General features: G+C 31.0%; 12 protein-coding genes and 2 pseudogenes. 6 read left to right on the top strand and 8 right to left on the bottom strand.

What is annotated here, in order from left to right:
• Positions 1-181 precede the first annotated feature (181 nt).
• From NOVO_08370 to NOVO_08360, 3 genes and pseudogenes are all read left to right on the top strand, one after another.
• Positions 182-1099: a hypothetical protein gene (locus NOVO_08370; protein ID AIL65997.1), complete on the top strand. Its 918-nt coding sequence runs from the start codon at positions 182-184 to the stop codon at positions 1097-1099.
• Between the two features lie 3 nt (positions 1100-1102).
• Positions 1103-1567, top strand: coding sequence for a hypothetical protein (locus NOVO_08365; GenBank protein AIL65996.1), 465 nt, complete (start codon positions 1103-1105; stop codon positions 1565-1567).
• A gap of 499 nt (positions 1568-2066) precedes the next feature.
• Positions 2067-2423, top strand: a pseudogene (locus NOVO_08360) (Phospholipase D precursor; partial).
• A 294-nt stretch (positions 2424-2717) separates the two neighbouring features.
• Here the strand turns inward: NOVO_08360 and NOVO_08355 are convergent.
• The 5 genes and pseudogenes from NOVO_08355 to NOVO_08330 all read right to left on the bottom strand — a co-directional run bounded on the left by NOVO_08355 (position 2718) and on the right by NOVO_08330 (position 9965).
• Positions 2718-3694: pseudogene (locus NOVO_08355) on the bottom strand (Zinc-type alcohol dehydrogenase-like protein; disrupted).
• Positions 3695-3847: 153 nt separating this feature from the next.
• Positions 3848-5431: a hypothetical protein gene (locus NOVO_08345; protein AIL65995.1), complete on the bottom strand. Its 1584-nt coding sequence runs from the start codon at positions 5429-5431 to the stop codon at positions 3848-3850.
• A gap of 520 nt (positions 5432-5951) precedes the next feature.
• Entirely contained in the window at positions 5952-8645 is a 2694-nt protein-coding gene (gene secA_2, locus NOVO_08340) for a Protein translocase subunit SecA (protein AIL65994.1), read from the bottom strand.
• 466 nt (positions 8646-9111) lie between these two features.
• On the bottom strand, positions 9112-9420 hold the full coding sequence (locus NOVO_08335; GenBank protein ID AIL65993.1) for a hypothetical protein: 309 nt from the start codon (positions 9418-9420) through the stop codon (positions 9112-9114).
• Between the two features lie 152 nt (positions 9421-9572).
• Complete coding sequence (locus tag NOVO_08330; GenBank protein AIL65992.1) at positions 9573-9965, bottom strand: Transposase; 393 nt, start codon at positions 9963-9965, stop codon at positions 9573-9575.
• 179 nt (positions 9966-10144) lie between these two features.
• Between NOVO_08330 and NOVO_08325 the strand changes: the two genes are divergently transcribed.
• Entirely contained in the window at positions 10145-10804 is a 660-nt protein-coding gene (locus NOVO_08325) for an Ankyrin repeat protein (GenBank protein ID AIL65991.1), read from the top strand.
• 77 nt (positions 10805-10881) lie between these two features.
• Here the strand turns inward: NOVO_08325 and NOVO_08320 are convergent, their stop codons facing one another.
• On the bottom strand, positions 10882-13749 hold the full coding sequence (locus NOVO_08320) for a hypothetical protein (protein ID AIL65990.1): 2868 nt from the start codon (positions 13747-13749) through the stop codon (positions 10882-10884).
• Positions 13750-14289: 540 nt separating this feature from the next.
• Between NOVO_08320 and NOVO_08315 the strand changes: the two genes are divergently transcribed.
• Positions 14290-14682, top strand: coding sequence for a Transposase (locus tag NOVO_08315; protein ID AIL65989.1), 393 nt, complete (start codon positions 14290-14292; stop codon positions 14680-14682).
• A 152-nt stretch (positions 14683-14834) separates the two neighbouring features.
• On the top strand, positions 14835-15143 hold the full coding sequence (locus tag NOVO_08310; protein ID AIL65988.1) for a hypothetical protein: 309 nt from the start codon (positions 14835-14837) through the stop codon (positions 15141-15143).
• 166 nt (positions 15144-15309) lie between these two features.
• Here NOVO_08310 and hflX read toward each other — a convergent pair whose 3' ends face one another.
• Positions 15310-16545 carry a GTP-binding protein HflX gene (hflX, locus tag NOVO_08305; GenBank protein ID AIL65987.1) on the bottom strand — a complete coding sequence of 412 codons (1236 nt, stop codon included), beginning with the start codon at positions 16543-16545 and terminating at the stop codon, positions 15310-15312.
• Between the two features lie 64 nt (positions 16546-16609).
• Positions 16610-19693: a Bifunctional protein putA gene (putA, locus tag NOVO_08300; GenBank protein ID AIL65986.1), complete on the bottom strand. Its 3084-nt coding sequence runs from the start codon at positions 19691-19693 to the stop codon at positions 16610-16612.
• Positions 19694-19775 lie beyond the last annotated feature (82 nt).

Below are 19775 nucleotides of genomic sequence, written 5' to 3'. Positions count from 1 at the left end.
TAATCCATCAAAGCAAGCAAATGATAATCATCATACACAAGGGCAGAATAAGTTTCCAGCTGGAGCTCAAGATAGTAACTATATAGCTTCCAAAGCAGGAGCAAGTGCTTATAATGCGGATCATGCAGCAATTGACCGCGCAGTTGATGAAATCAAAGCTTCGGGCCTTGATAAAGATGCGATGAAAAAGGAACTGCATAAATTTGTGGATCAGTTAAGAAATGCAAGCCCTGAGCGCCGTAAAGAGATTATGACAGATTTATATAATCAAGCAAACCCTACTGAAAAGAGTCTATTTGCTAAAATTAGTGATAGCATAATCCAAACATCTCATGCTTTTGGTCCGGCAACGCCAGCAGTTTTAGCAGTTAGTTACTGCTTATCAAACCCAGTATGTAGCGCGCTCTTAGTTGGTACGGCAATTACTGTGTACCATGCCATACTCACCGAAGTGAATAAGGGCAATATTATTTATACCCCCGAGCATAAGAATGAGGGAAGCATACTGAGCACGCCAATACATCAAGAGGAAGGCAAAATCCTGTCCACACCAATGCCTGAAGCAGAAGGCATTAAAATTTTGCACACGCCAATCCCAACCAGCAAACAGTCAGTAGACCAAGGCTTTGAAATCCCTGATTCTGATGTGGATATGTCTATTTTATATAAAATCAAAATAGATAATAATGGGAAAATAGATTTTACTGACTTTGATATCAAGAATCACGAAGGTCAGGCACATAAAGGGCATACTGAATATAAACACATTGGTAGGGATATAGATTATTTGAGTGGAAGATTTGCTGAGCATAAGCAAAAAACAGGAAAAGATTTAACTGGATCTACCACCTACCCAGATTATGAAACAGCTAATAAGGTAGTAAAGGGAATTCTAGAACAGAATGAAAAGGCATTTGTAGATTGGATAAAGAATGCTGCTGTGGGCAAAAGTCAGGAATTTATAGGAAGTTTTACAGAAAATATAGGAGAAGGTTTAAAACCAGGAGAAACTAGGTTAACCCCTAGAAATAAAGCTGTTGTTCGAATACTTAAAACTCAAGATGGTCCTAAAATTATAACTTCTTTTCCAGTGGAGTGAACTATGGATATTGATCAACATAGATTTTTTTCAAACAAATATGATTGGATTTCATGTCTTTTAGGATATTTCCTAGAAGACACTTATCTTGATCTTGAAAAACCTGAAAATTTGTCGCCAAAAGAATTTGGAACGCAACTTGATCTTGGTACAATTAAGAGATATATCGAAACCTTTGAAGCTAAATATATAATGGAAACCATCAAGCAAGGAAGGGAAATTCTAGCATTAGAAGAATTTCCATCAAAATGGATAGCAGATACATGTAATTTTTCTTATCCGACTATTGAAGAACATAAGGAGTGGGTTACTTGGGTAATAGATGAGTTAGAAAAACACGCCAAGATAGCTGGTAAGTTTGTTACTGACAATCCTATAATTCAAGAGGAAAACAATGTTAACAAAACCATCTCCAAGGATAACAAAGACCTAAAACTTCCTGGGTTTGAGTTAGATTCTGGAGAATAATTTAATATAGCTATAAGGTTGTAGGCTTAATAGATTCTGGGATGAGTGATTTGATTAACTTGGTTTGTCAATTATTCAGAAAATACTAATTTATACAGTTGAAAAAATAAGAGATTTTTACTTTTCTTAAAGTTCAAGTATCAATGTTGCTGCCGCCATTTTCAAGGAAAAATAAACTGGCTGTTCCAGAAACCAAGTTTTAGCTTTTGGGAATATTGTATCTATAACATATTTTTTTGAATATCTTCTATAGGCTAGAACTAAACCTTGGAGTACCATTGCTTGGCTAAAATCTATATTATTAATATTATTATCATAACAAATTGCTACTATTCTCTTATATTTATTTCTATAGTTTTGCTTACAATGAACCTTTTGATTAAGCAGTAAGAAATGATAAAGTTGATAAAATTTTAACTGGAATACTTGCTATAATGGAAGCAATAATGTCTATTAGTAATCATCTTAACATCTATAATTTCATATATTGAGTTTTAATATGAGTAAAAGAAAACTAGCCCATAAATCTAAAGTGCGTAATATTACTTTTTCTCTTATTGTAGGAATAATGATAGGAGTAACAGCATGTAATTCATTATCAAGTTTTACTAATAATAACTCTGCGTTGTCATCAAATCAGGAACAAATACCTTCACCTACCATTAAAGAAGCAAATAATAATATTATACCACCTATTAGAATTTCTACATGCTTTACTCCACCATCTGGTTGTAGCAAAGTAATAACTGAAACGATAAATCAGGCGACTAAAAGTATATACGTTCAGGCATACGGGTTTACCGACGTAGGGATCGCAGATTCTTTAATCAGCCAAATATACATACAAATATGGTAGATACATATAACGAGGAAGTAAAAGATACTTTTATTCCACCTATCAAAAGCAAACCTACTAAACGTAAGAAAAATACCACCAACTGATATAAAAATATATCTTTAAAAGATAAAATCAAGTGCCATGTTTTACCTTTAAAGCTTGTTCAAGCTCAGCTATGATATTCTGTTTTTGGTAGGGTTTTTTGATGTAGGTGACAATGCCCCTATTGTGAACTATGAAAATACTCTACCTGAATATACAAGTCTAGTTTTTAATCTAGATAAAAAATGTATAAAATATGAATCACAGAGTTTAAACATTTGATAATACTATTTTACCAAAATGCTTATTTAACTGCATAAAATTATGTGCTTCTTCTATTTGTTCAAAGGAAAAAACTTTACTTACATATGGTTTTATTTTATTTTGTTCTATTAGGGGCCAAACTTTGTGGAGCAATCCTTTAGTCATTTTTATTTTAGTTTGAGTAGTTTGAGAACGTAGAGTTTTGCTTATAATTGAACCATTTTTCATTAATAGCCTTCCAACAGAAAAGGAAGCAATGCTGTTATTCATAACACCTATCAATAAGATTTTTCCTTCATAATTGATAAGGTGTAAATATTTTTCAATAAATTCTCCTCCATACATGTCTAAAACTAGATCAGGAGAAAAATTTGATAATTTTAAAGCATGTACAAAATTTTCTTTTCTATAATTTATAATTAAATCCGCTCCTAATTTTTGACAAAATTCTTTTTTTTCTTCATTAGAAACAAGTGCGCACACATGCATATTATATGATTTAGCTAGTTGAATAGCAAGTGTACTAATTCCGCTTGCACCTCCTGTCACTAATAGTTTATCGTTAGGTTTAAAAATAGAGTTAGGCCAAAAAAAATTCAAATAAAACTATATACGCTTTCAGGCAAGGAGGCTGCTTCAAGGTAGCTTAAGCTTGAAGGTATAGGTAATAATATGTCTTGATTTAATATTACATATTCAGAGTAACCGCCGCCTGGTAATAATCCGCAAACTTTTTCACCTATATTAAAGTGATTTACTTCATTCCCGATTTGAACAATTTCTCCAGCAACTTCTAATCCAGGTAAGTTTTCATAATTCTCTGGTGCAAAGTATTTGCCTTCTACTTGAAGCAAATCAGCCCTATTAATTCCTGCAGCTTTAACTTTAATTAGCACTTCATTTTTATCAGGAAGTGGCCTCTCAATCTTTCTATGAACAATTTTTTTATTTGCTATAATATATTGAAATATTTTTTGATTCATAAGCTAATTTTAATATTTTGAATTATACATTTTATTATATTCAAAATAATCTTTTTATCTACCACAAGATTTAGAGAAATATTAAGATTAATAAGATATATGAATTTTAGCTTCAGCTACTTGCTTTAGGTGAGTAGCTGAAACTGTACATCATTAACTTAGAGATAAGCTAGAGATTTTATTTGCTAGCTTTTGTTTTAGAATTGTTCGTTCCCAGGATTTAGATGTATTAGGTAAGGTAGCTGTCTCATTTGGTAAGGGTATTGCCACATTTGGTACTAATTTATCTAATTCCTTTTGTTTTTGAGTATAACGGATAAATAACTCATCTACATCATATTGTGATAATGTTGTTTCTAAAACTTGTACTTTTGTTTTTGGTATCTGGCTTTTGTTTTCCTTTGGTTTTCCATTTTGTTTTTCTTCTTTGCCATGTGGTAATGATAAATTTAATTCCACTTCTTTGATATTAGGTAATAGCAAATTTAATTCTATTTCTTTCACATTATGTTGCGATAAATTATTTAGCAAAATTATAATATTGGTATGAAATGATAAAGCTTCTAACGCAAATTGATTAGATTCTTTAAAAAAGATAGTGTCTATATATAAAGTATTTATTAAGATTTCTAGCATTAATTTAGAAAATTTTATATTAAAATCTTTCCATTCCTGATCAAAATTATATTCTAAATAGGCAAAAGTTTGTAATAATTCTTCAGTAACACGTGTTATATTAATTAATAAATCAGAAAAAAAAGTTTTTTTGGGAAGAAAAATATTTGCTTTATATTCTGTATATAATTCTAATAATTCTGTATAAGCACATATAGCTAACTTATATGATGACCAAAATACCCACCTCTTTAACTTGAATTCTTTTGCTATTTCCTGGAGATTATTATACGCTTCATAAGCGTCACTATATTTTTTTTGTAAAAAAGATAGATCCCCTAGTTCTAATATATCATTCATGGTCAATATCCTGTCGTGATACTGAACTTCAGCTTTATTTGCAACTATTCTTGGACATAATTTATTGCGTCTTACTTTATATAAATCAATCATTTCTAGGGTGGTACGAGATTCGTTTGTAATTTTAAAGAGTTGGGAGTCTATGCTAAAATAGAATAAAAGATTATTACCATAGGTGTTGAAGTAAAATGTTAATAATTTATTTTGTAATTCTACTATTTCCCACGCAAGCTCCAAGATGTTGTTTTCTCGTATATGGGCTATTTTTTTAAAAGTTGGAGTATTAATTAACAAATATTGATAGTAGTTTTCAATTCCGGATATTATATTATTGATAAATTTACTCCAGATAGGGAAAAAATTTGGTATTATATTAACTTGTAGTTGAGTACGTTGGATTAAAGGATAAGATTCTTTATATAAATACACTGCATTATATATGCTAAAAAAAAATATATTATAATGCTTTTCTAGTTCATTCATGGTGGCTTTATCTGGTAGAGACTGATTTTCTAAAGCCTGGTTATATAGTTGATTACTGTCTCTTAGACTATTATAAACATGGTTTCGATCGACACAATATAATACATCATAATAATCCATTGCGGCTAAAGGCATAACTTCTGAAGCTTTAGATTTAAGCTCCTTTATTACTTGAAAACGCAAATCAGTGTCTGTTATATTTTCTATTAGTTCTACAGCTTCAGAAGGGGTATTATTAACTATTTTATTTGCAATTGTCTCTACTAATTCTTTTATCATATTTTATAATCCAATTTTATATTTGTAACCAAAAGCATATATTATATTTACCTATACTTTAGGTTGTAAACATAATTATCTATACATACTGTAAGTTGTAATTTTTATTTATCAAAAAGTGATTATATTAAGCATAAAATAGTATAAGACGGCTAAAGATATGAAAGTGGTAACTTGGTAGTTATAGTTTCTTCAGCTTCTTGAGAAGAGAGGAATGATGAGTGAAACCTACTTTTTGTTAAGGTTAGCAAAGTTGTATTTGGGACGAGGGCAGATAGAGCAAAGGCAATTAAAATAATACGAGGCGTGAGGCAGAAAGCGTAGAAATACTATTGTAGGCAACGAACAACAAAGCAATATTTAAATTGCCATAGCTATAACCGCGTCCCGGATTCAACTTCTTTTACTATAGCTTTTTCACTTAGTGGAGATGTTGCGTGGCTAAAAAGACCTCTTTATTATTACCGCAAACGCGGCAATAATAAAGAAAATAGCATAATAATAAGCAAGAAAAAAGTGGTCATTCCATCCTTGACAATTCAGGAAGTTTACCATGACAATATTTAAACTTTTTATTAGAACCACAAGGACATATTTCATTACGCCCTACTCTTCCCCAACTATTGGGATTATGCTCATTCCACTCGCCTTTAGGAGTTCTTGCTCTCACTTGAGAAATTTTTTCCACATTATTATGTGATAAAGCTGGATCAAGACGAGATTCCTGCATTTTATGCTTAGGTTCATAACTTGGAGACAATATAGCATATTCATCTTTATTCTCATGAATTATAAGATGTGCAATACGCTCTATAAATAATCTTCCAAGATGAACAAGCATACTATCAAACATCATAAATGCTTCTTTCTTATATTCCTGTAAAGGATCTCTCTGACCATATGCCCGTAAATTAATACCTTGTCTTAATTGATCTAGTGAATATAAATGTTCTTTCCAGAGCTGATCTAAAGTGATAAGCAAAAATCTTTTTCGTGCCATTTTCATTAAATCTAAACCGTATTTTTGTTCTTTATTATTAAAGAAATTTTCCACTTCTTCCAAAATACGATTTAAAATCCCATGCTCATCAATATTTTCATTTGTTATCCAATCAGCTAGAGGAAGATTTAAAGAAAATAAATGATAAACTTCTTTTGATAAACCTTCAACATCCCATTCATCAGCATAAGAACGTGGAGGTATATGCTCTGAAACTAATTGATGACAAAGCTCTGTATACATTTCAGATAGCGTATCTTTTACATCATCCTTACCCATAATTTCAATACGTTGTTCATAAATGATCTTACGTTGATCATTCATAACATCATCAAATTTTAAAAGATTTTTGCGTGTTTCATAATTAAAAACTTCAACCTTATATTGTGCTTTTTCTAAAGCCCTACTAATCATTGGATGAAATATAGACTCCCCTTCCTTCATCCCCAGTTTTTGTAATAAGCCAGAAATCTTATCAGACCCAAAAATTCGCATTAAATCATCTTCTAATGATAAGAAAAATTTAGTACGCCCAGGATCACCTTGACGTCCAGAACGACCTCGCAATTGGTTATCTATTCTTCTACTTTCATGCCTTTCTGTACCTAAAACTAATAACCCTCCAGCCTCAAGCACCGCTAATTTATCTCTTTCATAATCAGCTTCCGAAAATTTTTCTGCTTCTACCATGTTAGGATTACCACCAAGCATAATATCGGTTCCACGACCAGCCATATTAGTAGCTATAGTTACTGCTTTTGGACGTCCTGCTTGCGCAATAATTAATGCTTCTTGTTCATGATATTTAGCATTTAATACTTGATGTGGAATATGTTTTTTCTTTAATAAAGATGATAAATATTCTGATTTTTCTATACTTACCGTACCAACTAAAATAGGCTGTTCATTTTTATGAGATTTTTCAATTTCATTTACAATAGCATTATATTTTTCTTTTACAGTACGATATATTTCATCCTCTTCATCTTTACGTTTTACTTGCATGTGTGTTGGAATTTCTACAACATCAAGCTTATAAATATCTTGAAATTCAGCTGCTTCTGTCATCGCAGTACCAGTCATGCCTGACAACTTAGGATATAATCTAAAATAATTTTGAAATGTTATTGATGCTAAGGTTTGATTTTCATTCTGTACAGTTACATTCTCTTTAGCTTCTAATGCCTGATGCAAGCCATCAGAATATCTGCGTCCCTCCATCACACGACCAGTAAATTCATCTATGATCATAATTTTATTATCTTTTACCATATAATCTACATCACGCTTAAATAATTCATGCGCTCTAAGGGCCTGATTTATATGATGCACTAATGATAAATTTTCCATATCATATAAATTACTTTCACTATTTAGCAATTTCATTTCTTGTAAAATAGTTTCAACTTTAGTAATACCATCATCATTTAAAGTAATAGTTTTAGATTTTTCATCTTTACTGTAATCAGTATTTGAGAGTTTTAATACGACCTTATTAATTTTATTATATAAATCTGAATTATCTTCAGTAGGACCTGAAATAATTAAAGGTGTACGCGCTTCATCAATTAAAATAGAATCTACTTCATCAATAATAGCATAATTAAAAGGTCTTTGTACAAAATGGTCAGGTGAATATTTCATATTATCACGTAAATAATCAAAGCCAAATTCATTATTAGTACCATAGGTAATATCAGCATTATAGGCTGCTTTACGATCGTCATCACTAATACCATGCACTAAACACCCAACAGTTAATCCTAAAAAATTATATAGCTTACCCATCCACTCAGAGTCACGCTTAGCTAAATAATCATTAACAGTTATAACATGCACCCCATAACCAGTTAACGCATTCAAATACGTTGATAAAGTAGCAACTAAAGTTTTTCCTTCACCAGTACGCATTTCTGCAATCATACCTTTATGCAGCACTATCCCACCCATTAATTGCACATCAAAATGACGAAGTCCCAGTATCCTTCTAGATGCTTCCCTAACTACTGCAAATGCTGGGGCTATCAAGCTATCTAGTTTTGCACCATTTTTAAGTTGTTCTTTAAATTCTATTGTTTTATTAGATAATTCCTGATCAGAAAGATTTTTTAAACTTTCCTCGAATGTATTAATTTCTTCGACTAATGGTTTCAAAGACTTTATTACTCTATCATTAACAGATCCAAATAAACGTCTTGCTATAGCACTAAACATCTTATACCTTTAAAAGTTATATACCTATATTATTTATAGATTTATAACTGGAGTTTATTATGCTGTAAATATAAGAATTATAAAACTATCATATTTTTACTTCAGATTTTATAAAATAAAAGTTATTATTCCTATGTTATAACCTATAAATTAACAAAATTTAATTGTACCCAAGTATAGTCAGCGAAGTTGGAATGGTCACGTTGTCGTTCGTCCCCTATCTAGCATTTAGTCGGCTTTGGATTCTCACTCCTAGTGTCATTCTCAACTTCCCTAAATAATAATAAGCTTCTGTAAGTACACTATGTATAAGAGAATAATTTCTACTATAGTAAAAACATTTGAATTTGCATACGGCGTCATTCGTTGCTCACCTAGCAATTAGTAGGCTTTGCTCCTCATTCCTTGTATCAAACTTCAACTGTTTTTACTATATATAAGATTGTTTTGGTTATATTATAGTCAATTAAGTTGAGAATGGCATAGAGAAGCCATAATCAATAGCATCGCTAAGGTTATTAAAATTAGTAATGATAGGTTTGATTTTAGCTTTTAAATGAGCCCAATATTTTTCAATTGGGTTGAGATCAGGAGAGTAAGGTGGTAAGAATAAAAGTTTACAGCCTATATCTTCTATTAAATTCCTAGTTCTAGCTGACTTATGGAACGTTGCATTATCAAGTATTACAACTTGACCAAATCTTAGTTCGGGCACCAAACACTGACTAACCCACTCGTTAAAAACTTCTGTATTACATGTGCCCTTGAAACACATTGGCGCAATAATTTTCTTCCCAACCTTACCTGCAATAAAGCTTTCTCAATCATGTTTTTTACCTGAGATATCACCATAAACTTTACTTCCTCTGAGACTGTATCCCCAAGAATAGTACAAATAGCTATCAATTCCACTCTCATCAATATAAACTATATCTTCCGCTTTATAGTTTGCGATAGCTGCCAAAAATAATTGCCGTTTTGCTTCATCCCGTTCACGATAGAGTGTGGTCTTTTTTTTCGTGTGATCCCCAAAGTCTTGAATGCCAAACAGATAGCAGCTGTAGACACATTAAAAACCTTTGCAAAATCAGATAATAGCCAATTGCTGTTTTTAGACACCTCGTTTAATAATTTGATTGGATCAAGCTTCTTCCATGGCTTAGCTGCTCGTGTGGCTGCTAAATTCCCGGATTTCGATCTCGATAACCATCTATAAATTGTTCTTTCACCTATGCCAAAAATTCTTGCAGCTTCTTCTCTGGTATAACCTTTATTAACATAGTGAATTACTTTTTTACGTAAATCTAAGGAATATGCCATTGCTTCTACTGTTTTGGGTTTATGAGCTTTTTAATATATCATATATCATGTCTTTATCAACTTAATTTACTATAAATAAATCTCCTGAAAATATTAGGATATATCAAGACAGCAAAGAAAACCTTATAAACCTTATCAATAGACGCATACAAGATAGTATTGATCTAAATTCTCCATGCATGTTGCCATTTAGAAATACTCCATTACATTATGCTGTTGTAATATCTTATATGCCAATTATAGAATTACTAATAAAACATAATGCATCAATAAATTGCCATAACAATTTGGGTGAATCCATATTATACTATGCAGCTATAATGGGAAACCAAGAAATAGTAGAATTTCTTATAAATCACGGTGCTGCAATTAATCAACAAAATATTTCCGGTCGTACAGCTTTGCATCTTACTTCTAGTAAAGGTTATTTTGAAGCAACGCAATTATTAATAGATCAAGGAGCCGATCCTAATATTAAAGATAATATAGGTAAGACAGCCCTACATTATGCTGCTGCGGATAATCATACTGATATTATGAAGTGCTTAATATTACATGGTGCAATATTAACTCCTGAAACTAAAAGGCGTGCTTTTAGAATAAGTAAAGATTTTGCTCAAGAACTTGAGAAATTAACTTTAGAATATGAACATAAAAATGCATATAAAACTTTAGATAAAGTACATGACCATACCAGTAAAGAGAGTGACACCAAAGCTAATAGACTTACAACAACCAACAATATAGAAGAAATTATAAAATCAGGGCCAAAAGCTCCTTTATCTTATATTATAAACCAAAACCAACAAAGACAGGAGCTGAAACAAATATCTATATAAACAAAATATATATCACTCACATTTTTATCCACAAATTATGTGGATAATGTTTCACAATAAATTTTATATACAAGTATTTATTTATCTTGAAAACCAAGTGTAGAATTAGAAGAAATTCGAGAAGAAAATGCAACATGTTTTTCAGGGAGTAACCCACTACTTTTTCTAATTTTAAAACTTTTATGAGGTAGTTCATTATAATTATCTAAAGGAGTAGGTCCTTGAATTTGGTCAAAACTTATTTCTTTTATTGTTTGTTCTTTATTTTCAGTATTAATTTGCGCTATATCAGTACTAATATTCCCTACTATCTTACTAGAAGCAATTTTACCCAATACCACACCTGTTACAGTTAATATACTTCCAGCTAATATTAAACCTGGAATTACGCTAGATAATACCGATAATAATGGAGCATACATAATCATTAAAGCAAGCATTCCAGATAACATACCTATAGCTATAATAGTTTTTGCAACAAGAGTACTATAATTTTGAGTATCATGACTCGCTTTAATATTAGCTAAATTACCTTTATTATTTAATACATTTTGTTCTCGATCAATAATAAAGTGTATTTTTTGCTGTTTACTGGAGATTTTATTTAGCGTTTCTTTAAGCTCTTTAAGCTCTAAATTAAGTTTTGATTGATCAACAGGTTGTAAATTTCTAAGAGTTATATCTATTTCATCACCTACCGCACATCCATATTTTGTAATATTTTTTATATTACCAAATATTCTTTTATCCTGAGTAATAATACCTGTCCTTTCTAAGAGCCCATCTGCTAGCCAATTATCTTCAAATTCTTTTTTTTCTCCCACAGTCCTTATACGTTTATCTTTTTCAGAAGATTTACCGTACCAAATGCCCTCATATAATAATTGCTTAGCGTTTACTGGTCTTGATTCTTTATAACTACCAAGGACAAAATTTAAAGCATTATTTACCTTATTACGTATACTTTCTTCAATTTGTTTAACCATACCTGTTTGAGCAAATGCATGCGATATCATACGTTCTATTGTAATTTCAGCTAACAGCTTTAAAGAATTATAGTCTTTAAGATTTGCAATTTGCAGTGCATATTTAAATGCTATTTCTTTGGCTATTTCCAAGATTAACCTATTTGCTTCTTCTGATCGTGGCAACATTTTATCTACTTCTTTAAAACTCGAAATCACAGCTTTCTTATAATGAGCATGCGCATAATCAGTAGCAAAAACTGTTAAGGCAGATAGGGCAGGATTCGCTCCTAAAGCATTACCTAAATAGGAAAAAGGTGGAGCAGTGGACAAGAGAGCAATTTTATCTGCTGCAGTTTTTACTTTATCTATAAGACTTACCATGGGAAGAGCTTTATCTTTAGCAATAGATTCTATATAATTTCTTTCTAATCTAAATTCCTCACAAAATAATTTTATAAATTCCTCTTGAGCGCTTATCCATTGATGTTCTTCTCTAGTAACCAACAAATGTTCTTTCTTACTACTATTTTTTATATTATAAAAAAGCTCAAATTGATCAGTAATCTCTTGAGTTATATGATCTTTTTCATGCTGCCCAACATCACTATCTTTATCTTTAATAATGAGCTTTATTACCTTAAGGTTTTCCTCATTTTCAAGCAGAGCCTTCACTATTTCTCTAGATAATTTTTGTTGATCTTCAGGATTATATAATTCTCTAAAGAATTTATTTTGATTAATAACAGAATTAATAACAGGGCTTATCTTTATAATAAAATCTACAATCTTTTGTTTAATATGCTCATCAAGGGAAGCTGGAGTATACATTTGTTTTGTAAACCAATTTGCTGAATGATATCCTTCAGGAAAAAATATTTCCTGTAATTTTTGGCTTTTATTTATAGTATCCTGGGATGCTCCTTTTTTTCCTGCATTTTTTATTATTTCCTTCACAAAGTTGTTAAGCTCCTGCTCCAGAGGCTTATCAAAAGTGCTAGAGTGAAAATTAATAATTTCATCAAATTTTTTTCTTACTTTTTGATTTGCAGAATCAATTTTTAAAGCTCGTCTTATAAAATCTAAAGCTAATTTCTGATCTTCAAATGTTGTCCGATCTTTAAATGTTGATGTCATAGTTTTAATTTGTGCAGCAAGGAAAAGTGTTGGTAAATGATTAGAATTTATCTCTAAAGCATCTTGGATTAAAGATTGAGCTAACACTAAATTTCTTTCAGGAGAATAATCGATTAAGAAATGTTTAACCGCTTGTATGTTTAATAATCCCAGCTTTGCTTCTTTGTTACCTAAACCACTTGATTCCTTAAATGTTTTTTCAATAACCTCTATTTCTTCTTTAAGCTCAGTAATATAATTTCTATCACTTGCTTCTAGAAATTTTTCGTATTTGAGCCACCCTATTCTATTAAGTACTCGTGCTTTGTCTAAATGATTAAACTTATGTTTGGTATATAATTCAGAAGACATAGTATATAATTCGAAAGCTTCTGATTTAATATTATCTTCATTGGAAAGCATGCCTTTTTCATACATTCTGCCAAGACGATAATAAACAAATGCTACATTTTTTTCTAACCGCACCAGTTCATCGTGAGATAGCTTATCATGATTTAATTTATAATGATCTATAATTTCCTTATATAGGATATATGCTTCCTCCCTATTTAGAATTCTACCTTTCTCAGCCAAAAAAGCCATCCTAATCTTAGCTTCTATACTACCGAGTTCTATAGCATCAGAGTAATATGACTTTGCTAACTCAAGGGTTGTACCTTCTATTGCTTCTAATTCGCAAATAAAGCCTAAGGCAAAATTTATTTTTTCCAAATTTCTTTTTTTACTCTTTAAGTGAAGTAGTGAGTTATAGGCTTCTTTATATTTTCCTTCATACAAGAACTTAAAAGGTTTTTCTTCCATAACTTGTAATATATCTTTACCATTTATGATTATGTTACGCACTTTGGCCTCATTGAAAAATCTTTATATTACTTTCCTATAAATAAATTCTATTATTAATATATTAAGTAAACGTTACTATATTAATTTATACTTTACATATTTTAAATATTCTTAGGGTAACATAAATTGTTATCAATAAATTTATATAGTAAATGGTTTAAATCCGGGACGCAGCTAGATCATGTCTTTATTTTTATAGTTTAATTACTCTATGTTCTTTTTTGACCTGGGCCATTTTTATTATTTTGCTGTTCTGCTTTTTTAACATTCGGAGTCTTTGGAGGAGTTAAATGCCCATGAGCTTCTTTCCCTATATTTTTATTTTCCTCTTTTTCTTGAGATATGTTAAAAGCCTTTAAATGATTTTGGGCTTTTTCCTTTAAAAATTCTAATTTATAACTATTTTTTTCAGGTTTTTCCTGAATTTGATCTATACTCGAATCTTTTTCTTTTTTCAGTTTGCTTTTATAGTAAATTAAGTTGATAAAGACATGATATATGATATATTAAAAAGCTCATAAACCCAAAACAGTAGAAGCAATGGCATATTCCTTAGATTTACGTAAAAAAGTAATTCACTATGTTAATAAAGGTTATACCAGAGAAGAAGCTGCAAGAATTTTTGGCATAGGTGAAAGAACAATTTATAGATGGTTATCGAGATCGAAATCCGGGAATTTAGCAGCCACACGAGCAGCTAAGCCATGGAAGAAGCTTGATCCAATCAAATTATTAAACGAGGTGTCTAAAAACAGCAATTGGCTATTATCTGATTTTGCAAAGGTTTTTAATGTGTCTACAGCTGCTATCTGTTTGGCATTCAAGACTTTGGGGATCACACGAAAAAAAAGACCACACTCTATCGTGAACGGGATGAAGCAAAACGGCAATTATTTTTGGCAGCTATCGCAAACTATAAAGCGGAAGATATAGTTTATATTGATGAGAGTGGAATTGATAGCTATTTGTACTATTCTTGGGGATACAGTCTCAGAGGAAGTAAAGTTTATGGTGATATCTCAGGTAAAAAACATGATTGAGAAAGCTTTATTGCAGGTAAGGTTGGGAAGAAAATTATTGCGCCAATGTGTTTCAAGGGCACATGTAATACAGAAGTTTTTAACGAGTGGGTTAGTCAGTGTTTGGTGCCCGAACTAAGATTTGGTCAAGTTGTAATACTTGATAATGCAACGTTCCATAAGTCAGCTAGAACTAGGAATTTAATAGAAGATATAGGCTGTAAACTTTTATTCTTACCACCTTACTCTCCTGATCTCAACCCAATTGAAAAATATTGGGCTCATTTAAAAGCTAAAATCAAACCTATCATTACTAATTTTAATAACCTTAGCGATGCTATTGATTATGGCTTCTCTATGCCATTCTCAACTTAATTGACTATAGTAGGCTTATCCCCTCGTTCCGTGGATCAAATACGGGCTATTTTCACTATACTTAAAAAGTTAAAACTTCCCAAGTATAAAGTCAATACCAAATATTACAACTTTGTTGTAATATTAATGTAATATAAAAATTATTAGGTGCTAAGATCCTGGAAAGTTAGTTTAAAATTTTTACGGTAAAATTTTTTAAAAGCTTTTGGTAATTCTTTTCTGAAATGCGCAGTAACATGTATATTTTATCTTCTTGTTCCTGACGTTCTATTACTGCTGAGTTACTATAAATCCATGCTAATACTTTACCATCTAAATTCTCAATTTCTATTTTTATTACCTTATCATTCATGCTTAATTTATGGTCTATATATTCCAATAACTTATCACAATTTATTCCAGTAGATGCTGATATATACAAAACATTATCTGATACCGAATTAGAAATTTCCTTTGTTTCCTCTAACAAGTCCATTTTATTTAACACTTCTATAGTATGGTGATATATTTTATCCTCAGTACCCAGACTAACTAAAATCTTGTTTACTTCCTCTTTTTGCTTTAATCTATTTGGACTAGATATATCTTGGACATGTAAAATTAAATCTGCTTGCTTCACTTCCTCAAGCGTTGCCCTAAATGACACTATGAGTTCTGTTGGAAGATCCGAAATAAATCCAACTGTATCCGATAAAATAATTTTTTTACGAGAGGGCAAAGTTACAATACGCATCGTTGGATCAAGAGTTGCAAAAAGCATATCAGCAGCCAGTAATTTAGCGCCTGTCAGCCTATTAAATAAAGTAGTTTTACCCGTATTAGTGTATCCTACTAAAGATATTATAGGGTATGGCACTGCTTGGCGCGATTTACGATGTTCAGCACGTGTTAATTTTATTTTTTCTAATTCACGTTTAATTTTTGTAATCTGCTGTGTAATGATTCTACGATCAACTTCTATTTGCTTTTCTCCTGGCCCTGCTAAAAAACCATGACCACCACGTTGTCTTTCCAAATGCGTCCAAGTTCTCACTAACCTACTTTTTTGATACTGAAAATGAGCCAAATTTACTTGTAACTTACCTTCTTTTGTTTTAGCCCTGTCACCAAAAATTTCTATTATAAGCGCAGTACGCTCTATAACTTTACATTTCCATGCTTTTTCTAAATTACGCTGCTGTATGGGAGAAACTTTTTCATCTATAATTACTAACGTAACATCTAATTGCTTAATTATATTAGCATATTCACTAACCTTACCAGACCCTATAAAGCTCGCTGAGGAGATTTTAGATAAAATAACTATTTCCTCCAGTACAATCTCTAAATTAATGGCTTTTGCGAGTGCAACTGCTTCAGCTAATCTATCTTTTGCTTTATATTCTACAAAATCCTTTTTCAATACAGGATGTATTACTAATGTGATCTCAGATATATATTTCTCCCTAATCTAATAACTATAATCTTTAAGAAAATAGCTCTAAATTACCACCAATAGCAGCAGTATTAATAGTACAACTTCTCTCTAACATAAAACGTAATAAATAATTAGGGCCCCCGGCTTTTGGTCCTGTACCAGAAGCTCTCTCACCTCCAAATGGTTGCAGACCTACTACCGCACCTATAGTTGAACGATTTACATAAATATTTCCTACTTTTATTTTAGACCTAATATATTCTATTTTTGTACCTATTCTGCTTTGAATACCAAAAGTTAAGCCATATCCTGTAGAATTTATTTCATCAATTATTTGATCAAGATTTTCAGAATTATATCGGATAACATGTAAAATCGGTCCAAAAACTTCTTCTGTTAATTCATTAATTGATTGAATTTCAAAAGCATGAGGTGCTACAAAATATCCCATTTTTCTAGTTTCATCATTAATTTCAGTAGCATATAGGAATTTAGCAGATTTTTTCATCATTTCTATGTGCTGCTGCAAGGTATCTTGAGAATTTTTATCTATAACCGGCCCTATATCGACTGATAAATCATGAGTATCACCTATAGTAAGTTCACGCATAGCCCCGATTAATAAATTTACTAACTTATTAGCTATTTCTTCTTGTACATATAAAACACGTAATGCTGAGCAACGTTGACCGGTAGAACCAAAAGCAGATTGTATAATATCATCAATTGTCTGCTCAATTAAAGCAGAGCTATCAACAATCATACAATTTTGACCACCTGTTTCAGCAATAAATGGTACAATATCTGCATCCCGCGCAGCTAAAGTACGATTAATAGATCTAGCAGTATAAGTAGAACCTGTAAAAGATACACCAGCTATTCTGTTATCTTTTAACAAATAATTACCAACTAACGAACCTTGAGCGGGTAAAAAATGCAATACATCATATGGAACTCCTGCTTCATACATTAATTTTACTGCTAAAAATGCAATTAACGAAGTTTGTAAGGCAGGTTTAGCAATCACCACATTGCCTGCAACTAATGCAGCTACAACTTGTCCTGTAAAAATAGCTAAAGGAAAATTCCAAGGACTAATACATACAAAAATACCTCGGCCATGAAGAGAAAGTTCATTACTTTCACCAGTATAACCAGCAAGCTTTTGGTTAGCTTTCATTAATTTTCTGGCTTCACATGCATAATATCTACAGAAATCTATTGCTTCTCTTATTTCTGCAATAGCATCAGCAATAGTCTTACCTCCTTCACATATCAATAATGCAGCTAATTCTATCTGATTTTCATGAAATACATCAGCTACTTTTTCTATAATAATACTTCTTCTTTCGACATCCATTGATGACCAAGAATTAAAGGCTTTAGCTGATGCCTCTAAGGCTAGGTCACAATCCTTTTCAGAGGCCTTCCTCATTTTCCCTATTTCTTTTTCTAAATCACATGGCTGAACACAACGAATTATTTCACCATCTTTATTAGATTGACCATTAATGATTGGATAAGCTTCCCAAGTTTTTTGCATAAATTTTGGTAACTGTTCGCGTATATTTTCAACTTGGTATATATTACCTAAATCAAAGCCTTGAGAATTTTCCCTATTATCTTTATAGATAAATTTAGGTAATTTTATTTCTTTGGATGGTAAAAAATTCTCTTGTATTGTTAATTTAATAGGATCTTGTAATAGTTCTTCTTCAGCTACATCGTTTGCAAACATATGTACAAAAGAATTATTAGCACCATTCTCAATTAAGCGTCTAATTAAATAACATAATAAATCATGATAATTACCTACAGGCGCATAAATACGACAATTTACTTTTTCATGTTCTATAACATAGTCATATAAAGGTTTTCCCATACCATACAAACATTGAAATTCGAATTGTCTTCCTTCTGCGATTGATAAAATACTCGCTACGGTTAAAGCATTATGGGTGGCAAATTGTGGATATATATAATTACTATAGCTAAACATCTTACTCGCACATGCTAAATATGAAAAATCAGTATGATATTTATTGGTATATACTGGAAATCCTTCAAGACCAAGCATCTGCGCTTTCTTTATTTCACTATCCCAATAAGCACCTTTAACTAACCTGATAGGAATTATTTTATTATGCTTTTTTGCTAAATCTGCTAAATAATCAATCACGAATGGAGCTCGTTTCTGATAAGCCTGTACAGCAATACCTAAACCATTATAATTTACAAACTCTTCATCTGTAAATAGCTCTTCAAATAATAGTAAAGAAATATCTAAACGATTTGCTTCTTCTGCATCTAATGTAACATTAATACCTTTCTTTTTAGCATGAGTTATTATGCATTTCACTGTAGGTATGAGTTCATTAATTAATCTATTTTTTTTTAATAATTCATATCTTGGATGTAAAGCACTTAATTTTACAGAAATACTAGTTTTTTTATGTAAAGAAACCTCAGTATTATGCTCTCCTATAGCATCTATTGCCTGTAGATAATGATCAAAATAAAATTCTGCTTGTTCTTGACTACGAGCACCTTCACCTAAAATATCATAGGAAAACATATAATTTGGAGTACGACCTGAATTTTTGAGAGCTTGTTCAATGTTTTCTCCAATAACAAATTTTTGTCCCATAATGGTTATAGCTTTTTTAAGAGCTGTCCTAATTATAGGATCACTAACCCTTCTTACTATAGAACCAAGCAAATTTTTTGTTTTATCCAAACTCAAAATTTTTCCAGCCACAGATAAGCCAAGGGTAGCAACATTAACAATTTTAGATTTGTCTTGCCCAACATGTTTTAACCACTCAGCACTTCCACATTTATCCGCTATCAATTCATCCATAGTGTTTTTATCAGGTATACGCAATAATGCCTCAGCCAAACACATTATAGCAATACCTTCTTCATTAGTTAAATTATATTCATTAATAAATTGATCAATAATTGTTATATTATCTGAATCATTTATACTATTAATATATTTTTTTGCCTTTGAATTAATTATTTCAGATTTGTCTTGAAAAATTTTAGTATATTCTTGTAATTGCTGTAATAATATAGACTCATCACTAAAAGCAATGCTACTTATATCTGTTAATTGGTTAAATGATTTCATAATTATCTTTCTCTTATTGTTATTAAACTTTATGCTGGCAATTAATTTTTATTGCAAAAACATTTAAATTTGTTACGGTTAC

Source organism: Rickettsiales bacterium Ac37b, assembly GCA_000746585.2.
Lineage (GTDB): Bacteria > Pseudomonadota > Alphaproteobacteria > Rickettsiales > Arcanibacteraceae > Ac37b.
The sequence above is the reverse complement of the archived record's forward strand: the minus strand, read 5'-3'. Positions and strand labels throughout refer to the sequence as shown.

Bases quoted from the DNA above. Each gene is read 5' to 3' on its own strand.
- secA_2 (AIL65994.1), bottom strand. From the start codon at position 8,645: ATGTTTAGTGCTATAGCAAGACGTTTATTTGGATCTGTTAATGATAGA.
- NOVO_08325 (AIL65991.1), top strand. From the start codon at position 10,145: ATGTTGCCATTTAGAAATACTCCATTACATTATGCTGTTGTAATATCT.
- NOVO_08310 (AIL65988.1), top strand. From the start codon at position 14,835: ATGTGTTTCAAGGGCACATGTAATACAGAAGTTTTTAACGAGTGGGTT.
- putA (AIL65986.1), bottom strand. From the start codon at position 19,693: ATGAAATCATTTAACCAATTAACAGATATAAGTAGCATTGCTTTTAGT.
- NOVO_08335 (AIL65993.1), bottom strand. From the start codon at position 9,420: ATGTGTTTCAAGGGCACATGTAATACAGAAGTTTTTAACGAGTGGGTT.
- NOVO_08345 (AIL65995.1), bottom strand. From the start codon at position 5,431: ATGATAAAAGAATTAGTAGAGACAATTGCAAATAAAATAGTTAATAAT.
- NOVO_08330 (AIL65992.1), bottom strand. From the start codon at position 9,965: ATGGCATATTCCTTAGATTTACGTAAAAAAGTAATTCACTATGTTAAT.
- NOVO_08315 (AIL65989.1), top strand. From the start codon at position 14,290: ATGGCATATTCCTTAGATTTACGTAAAAAAGTAATTCACTATGTTAAT.
- NOVO_08370 (AIL65997.1), top strand. From the start codon at position 182: ATGAAAAAGGAACTGCATAAATTTGTGGATCAGTTAAGAAATGCAAGC.
- NOVO_08365 (AIL65996.1), top strand. From the start codon at position 1,103: ATGGATATTGATCAACATAGATTTTTTTCAAACAAATATGATTGGATT.